Annotated in this window: 3 protein-coding genes; 2 read left to right on the top strand and 1 reads right to left on the bottom strand. The window is 32.2% G+C overall.

The genetic code is table 11. From position 1 onward, the window contains the following. Positions 1-155: 155 nt before the first annotated feature. The gene (locus tag PHC28_RS15440) at positions 156-1,163 is read left to right on the top strand and encodes a 3-oxoacyl-ACP synthase III family protein (protein WP_300102669.1); all 1,008 of its coding nucleotides are present in this window, start codon (positions 156-158) and stop codon (positions 1,161-1,163) included. 83 nt (positions 1,164-1,246) lie between these two features. On the opposite strand, the gene PHC28_RS15435 is transcribed toward PHC28_RS15440, so the two are convergent. After that, entirely contained in the window at positions 1,247-3,616 is a 2,370-nt protein-coding gene (locus tag PHC28_RS15435) for a TonB-dependent receptor (protein WP_300102666.1), read from the bottom strand. A gap of 285 nt (positions 3,617-3,901) precedes the next feature. Between PHC28_RS15435 and argS the strand changes: the two genes are divergently transcribed. Then, positions 3,902-5,049, top strand: a 1,148-nt coding sequence (gene argS, locus PHC28_RS15430) for an arginine--tRNA ligase (RefSeq protein ID WP_300102663.1), incomplete at its 3' end; no start/stop codon positions are given.

The following is a 5,049-nucleotide window of genomic DNA, read 5'->3' as shown; positions in this document are numbered from 1 at the left end:
AGAAATCTTTTGAAACATTTTTTTTGGTTTTGAATGAAAGCTAAACTTAGTTTGGAATTTTCCTTATTCATATTACTTATTAAAGTAAAATTATTATTATATTGTGCTTGATTTTTAAATTTACAATCTGAATTTTATAAAAAAAAACAAATACAATGTACCATTCAAAAATAGCAGGATTAGGGTTTTATGTTCCATCCAATGTTGTAACCAACGACGATTTGTCAAAAATTATTGACACGAGTGACGAGTGGATTCAGGAACGAACAGGAATTCAAGAAAGAAGGCATATCATTCGTGGTGAAGACACAACCACAACAATGGGAGTGAAAGCGGCAAAAATAGCGATAGAACGTTCTGGAATTACTAAAGAAGACATTGATTTTGTTGTTTTTGCCACATTAAGTCCTGATTACTATTTTCCTGGACCGGGAGTTTTGGTGCAACGTGATTTAGGTTTGAAAACCGTTGGTGCATTAGACGTTAGAAATCAATGCTCGGGTTTTGTTTATGCATTATCAGTTGCGGATCAATATATTAAGACTGGAATGTATAAAAACATTTTGGTAATTGGTTCCGAAGTACAATCTTCAGGATTAGATATGACTACCAGAGGACGAGGAGTTTCGGTGATTTTTGGAGACGGAGCTGGTGCGGCTGTTTTGAGTAGAGAGGAAGATTTGACTAAAGGGATTTTATCTACCCATTTGCATTCTGAGGGAGAACACGCAGCAGAACTTATCGTGAAAGCACCTGGAATGGGAGGAAGATGGATTACGGATATTATTGCAGATAATGATCCAGATGATGAAAGTTATTTTCCGTATATGAATGGAACATTTGTATTTAAAAATGCCGTGGTTCGTTTTGCCGAAGTTATCAACGAAGGTTTGAAAGCTAATGATTTACAAGTTTCAGATATTGATATGCTAATTCCACATCAGGCAAATTTGAGAATTTCTCAATTTATCCAGAAGAAATTTGGATTGGAAGACGATCAAGTCTTTAATAATATTCAAAAGTATGGCAACACAACCGCCGCTTCGATTCCCATTGCATTGACAGAAGCTTGGGAACAAGGCAAAATAAAATCAGGCGACACGGTAGTTTTGGCTGCTTTTGGTAGCGGATTTACTTGGGGAAGCGTTATAATTAAATGGTAAACTAGATTTTTTTTAATATCAAAAAACCCGAAGTTGGCATACTTCGGGTTTTTCTTTTCAACAAATTAAAACAAAACTATTATTTATAAAAGTCCACCACTTCCTTGGGTTTCGTTGTTATCTCTCTGTTTTCTTTGAATGGCTTTATTTTTTCCAGCTCCAAAACGGTAATTGAATCCTAAATAAGCAGATTGACTTTCCCAATTGAATTGCCCTACCTGATTTTTTGGTTTACTTCCTTCAAAAGCAAAGTGCATTGTATTGAAAACATCACTGAATCTTGCCGTAATTGTTCCGCTGCCTTTTAACACAGTAAGACTTGAACCTAAATCTATTTTCCACATTGGTTGTCTTAAAAATTGCAATCCTAAATCACGACCTCGGTACATTCCCGATAATTGGAAACGTAAATTTTTTGAAGCTTTGAAAGTATTGCTGATTCGAGTATTGAATGAATTAACATTGACTTCTACATATTCATTGGCAACAACTCCTTTTGTTTTTTTGCTGTAAGTGTCAAAACTTACGTTGGAACTAAACCATTTTGTGAATTGTAAATTTCCTGAAATTTCAAAACCATAAGCGTTGTTATCATCAATATTATCATAGGATAAAATTAATTTTGATGAATCATTTGGGTTTTCGAATAAGGTTCTAGAAATTTCGTCAAATATTTTTCGGTAGAAAACGCCAGTTGTTATGGAGCCAATTTTTGTTTTTCGAGTATAATTCAATTCATACGAATTAGTGAATTGAGGAAAAAGATTGGGATTTCCTTCTGAATCAATTTGTGGCGTACTCCATTCTCTAATTGGGTTTACTTGACCGATGCTTGGTCTATCAACACGTCTTGAAAAACTTAAATTAAAAGAATTTTTTTCACTTGGCGAATAATTCAGAAAACCCGAAGGATAAAGTGTAAACAAATCGTCTTCAAAAATGGCATCGTTTTCACTTACTTTTTTGAAAAGTGCTTTTGCATTGTATTTTTCGAATCGAGTTCCAGCTTGAGCACTCCATTTTCCCCATTGTTTGGAGAAAGTGGCATAAGCCGAATAAATATTTCTGTCATAAGTGAAATCTGAATTATAAGAATTGTCTTTTTGGAAATTATTCCGTGTGTTTTCAATTCTGCTTTCTAAACCTAATTCCAATTTTGCTGTTTTAGACAAAGGATTTGTATAATCTAAGTTAATCAAAGTATTGTTCCCACTGTTGACAATGTAGTTTGTTGACGGTGTGCTGAAAACAGAATTTTCTTTATCGTTATTGTTGTTGTAATTTACTTCAAGTTCTAAATTATGTCCTTCTTTTTTGAAGTCTTTTTTATAATCTAAATTATAGGTTTGTGAATAATTATCGTTTTTGTTGTCAAATAATTGTACAATATCTTGTTTCGTAACGTCAACAAAATCAATATTTACAGCCGAACTTCCACTTCCTTTATATATATTTTGTGTTGTGTAAAATGAAATAGTATTTTTTTCATTTGCATAAAAATCAAAACCTACTTTTGCTAGATGTGAAGTGTTATTATCTACAAAATTAAATTTCTGAGAATCTTCTTCTCCAATATCTAAAGTGTTTATAAAACCGTGATTGGATTGTTTTCCTGTATTCAAACCATAATTTCCATAAATATTGAACTTTCCTGTTCGATAATTCATATCCAATGATGAATTTAATTTTGGCGTTTTTCCAAATGTAACGCCATTATTAATACTTCCGTTGAAACCAATTTTACTGTTTTTATTCAGCACTATATTGATAATTCCGCTCATTCCTTCTGGATTGTATTTTGCCGAAGGATTTGTAATTAGCTCGATTTGCTTGATTGAACTTGATGGAATTTGTTGCAATAATTGCGAAGCATCAATGTTACTTGGTTTTCCATCGATTAAAACACGAACGTTTGAATTTCCTCTCAAACTAATAGCATTTGTTTGAGGATCAACGCTTACTGAAGGAATATTATTCATTATTTCCGAAGCGGTTGCACCAGATGAAATCAAATCTTTACCAACATTTATGATTTTTCTGTCAATTTTTTGCTCAATTGTTGAGCGCTCTTTTACAATTTCCACTTCCGAAAGCTGTGTAGCATCTTCTTCCAATGAAATTGTTTTTAAATCAACAGTGTTTAGGTTATTGGTTAAGCTCACATTTTTAGAAATGGTTTTGTATCCAATAAATTGAATTTCTACTGTGTAATTTTTTAATTCCAGATTTTTTATCACAAAATTGCCTTTGTCAGTAGTAATTCCTCCATCAACCACTTTTGCATTTTCCTTTACTACAATATTTACATAAGGAAGAGACTCACCACTTTTCTTATCGATTACTTTTCCAAGAATAGTTCCTGGAGCTTTCAAATTTAGTGTGTTGACTGAATTTTGAGCCTGTATGGATGAAATACTGGCCAGAATGCAAATTAAAATTAGTTTAAAATTCATAAGTTTTTGTTTTTGATTAAAAATTGATTTGATGATTTAAAGTTGTTAGTGAAAATCCGATAGGAGAAACGTGATATTTTGTTCTATTAGAAATTCATTATTTTTTTAACAATTGATAACAACTAGACTTTGTAATCGAAAAATTGTTACATAAAAAAATATTAAAATTTATAATTTGTACTTTTATAAATGTAAGTTTCTCATTTTTAAGAGGAAATTATCTCGATTTCCAATTTTCAAATTGAGGCATAATAACTATCTTTGCAACCTTAAAAAATAAACAAAATGACATTACCACAAATTCTTACACCTTCAATTGAGAAAGCTGTTCAGGCTTTATTTGACATTGACATTGACAAAGTTGAATTTCAAACGACTAGAAAAGAATTTGAAGGTGATATCACAATGGTGATTTTTCCGTTATTGAAAGTTATCAAAAGTAATCCTGTTGAATTGGGAAATAAAATAGGTAATTATTTGGTCGAAAATGTTTCAGAAGTAACTCGTTTTAATGTCGTTTCTGGATTTTTGAACATTGTAATTTCAGACGAATATTATTTGAATTTCTTCAATGAAATTAAAAATCTTGAAAAATTTGGTTTTGTAACTCCAAGTCCCGAAGACAAAGCGATAATGGTCGAATATTCTTCGCCAAATACGAATAAACCGTTGCATTTAGGTCACGTTCGAAACAATCTTTTAGGCTATTCCGTTGCTGAAATTATCAAAGCTTCGGGTAAAAAAGTTTATAAAACCCAAATCATCAACGACAGAGGGATTCATATTTGCAAATCAATGTTGGCTTGGCAAAAATTTGGAAATGGGGAAACTCCAGAATCAACAGGATTGAAAGGAGATAAATTAGTTGGGAATTATTATGTAGCTTTCGATAAAGCGTACAAAGAAGAAATCGCCCAATTAATGTTGGAAGGAAAAACCGAAGACGAAGCTAAAAAAATGGCTCCGATTATTGTTGAAGCACAAGAAATGTTGCTGAAATGGGAAGCAGGTGATGAAGAAGTGATTTCGCTTTGGAAAAAAATGAACCAATGGGTTTATGACGGTTTTTCTACAACGTATAAAAACTTAGGAGTTGATTTTGATCAATATTACTACGAAAGTAACACCTATTTATTAGGAAAAGACGTAGTTCAAATTGGACTAGAAAAAGGTGTTTTCGAAAAAGATCCAGACGGTTCCGTTTGGATTGATTTAACTGATGAAGGCTTAGATAGAAAAATCGTTTTGCGCTCAGATGGAACTGCGGTTTATATGACGCAAGATATTGGAACTGCTATTCAACGTGTGAAAGATTTTCCAGATGTTGGCGGAATGGTTTACACTGTGGGTAACGAACAAGATTATCACTTCAAAGTGTTGTTTTTAATTTTGAAAAAACTTGGTTTCGAATGGTCGAAAAATTTATATCATTT

Origin of the sequence: Flavobacterium sp., assembly GCF_028712645.1 — a bacterium.
Classification (GTDB): Bacteria; Bacteroidota; Bacteroidia; order Flavobacteriales; family Flavobacteriaceae; genus Flavobacterium.
Note: the sequence above shows the minus strand (reverse complement) of the source record. Positions and strands in the feature narration are given on the sequence as shown.